This is a genomic window from Buttiauxella warmboldiae (assembly GCF_003818135.1).
Classification (GTDB): Bacteria; Pseudomonadota; Gammaproteobacteria; order Enterobacterales; family Enterobacteriaceae; genus Buttiauxella; species Buttiauxella warmboldiae.
Genome location: NZ_RPOH01000129.1, coordinates 1 through 1,237 on the forward strand (window position 1 = coordinate 1; position 1,237 = coordinate 1,237).

The 1,237-nt window shown below is 53.0% G+C and carries 2 protein-coding genes; both read left to right on the plus strand.

From position 1 onward, the window contains the following. Positions 1–270: putative sulfate exporter family transporter (locus EHN07_RS20375; protein WP_124025821.1), on the plus strand; the 270-nt coding region annotated here is incomplete at its 5' end. Positions 271–347: 77 nt separating this feature from the next. Further along, the gene (gene nfo / locus EHN07_RS20380) at positions 348–1,205 is read left to right on the plus strand and encodes a deoxyribonuclease IV (RefSeq protein ID WP_124025822.1); all 858 of its coding nucleotides are present in this window, start codon (positions 348–350) and stop codon (positions 1,203–1,205) included. Positions 1,206–1,237: the final 32 nt, after the last annotated feature.

A 1,237-nucleotide genomic window follows, 5' to 3' on the forward strand; every position in this document is an offset into this window, starting at 1 on the left:
AAAATCACTATTCCCTGGTTTGCGGTGCTGTTTATTGTGGTGGCGATGTTTAACTCATTGCATGTGTTACCAGAATGGGCAGTCAATACCTTGATAACGCTGGATACTTTCCTGTTAGCCATGGCGATGGCGGCGCTCGGTTTGACCACGCACTTTAGCGCGCTGAAAAAAGCTGGCGTACGCCCGCTGCTGATGGCTCTGGTGCTGTTTATCTGGCTGATTGTCGGCGGCGGCGCGATTAACCTCGGTATCCATCATCTGATGGCATAATTTGGCACGGAAAATTCCTGTCTAACCCGCTATCATGGGCGCTTTCCCGCTAGCGGGTTTTGCCAGGAGAAAGAAAAATGAAGTTTATTGGCGCACACGTTAGTGCCTCGGGTGGTCTGGAAAATGCCGCAATTCGCGCACACGAGCTGGAAGCCACTGCTTTTGCCCTGTTTACCAAAAACCAACGCCAGTGGCGCGCGGCACCGCTGACCGCAGAAGTCATCACCAATTTCAAACGCGCCTGTGAACAGTATCATTATGGGCCAGGCCAAATCCTGCCCCACGACAGCTATCTGATTAACCTCGGCCATCCCGTTGAAGACGCGCTGGAAAAATCTCGCGAAGCTTTTATTGATGAGATGGAACGCTGCATGCAGCTGGGCTTAACGCTGCTGAACTTCCACCCGGGCAGCCATCTGAAGCAAATTCCTGAAGAAGAGTGCCTTGCCCGTATCGCGCAGTCGATCAACATCGCGCTGGATAAAACTCAAGGCGTGACGGCGGTCATCGAAAACACCGCCGGTCAGGGCAGCAACCTCGGATTCCGTTTTGAGCATCTGGCCGCCATCATTGACGGCGTGGAAGATAAATCACGCGTTGGCGTTTGTATTGATACCTGCCATGCCTTTGCGGCGGGTTACGATCTGCGCACCGAAGCGGATTGCGAAAAGACTTTCGCTGAATTTGACCGCATTGTGGGCTTCCAGTATTTACGCGGAATGCATCTTAATGACGCAAAAAGCGCATTTGCCAGCCGCGTCGACCGTCACAACAGCCTCGGTGAAGGGAATATCGGCCACACGCCGTTTGCCTGGATCATGCGTGATAGCCGTTTCGACGGTATTCCGTTAATTCTGGAAACCACAAATCCGGATATCTGGGCGGAAGAGATTGCCTGGCTGAAAGCGCAGCAGCATGAAATCACCGTTGCTTGACATCCTCCCCGTCCTAAAGGGCGAGGATTCCT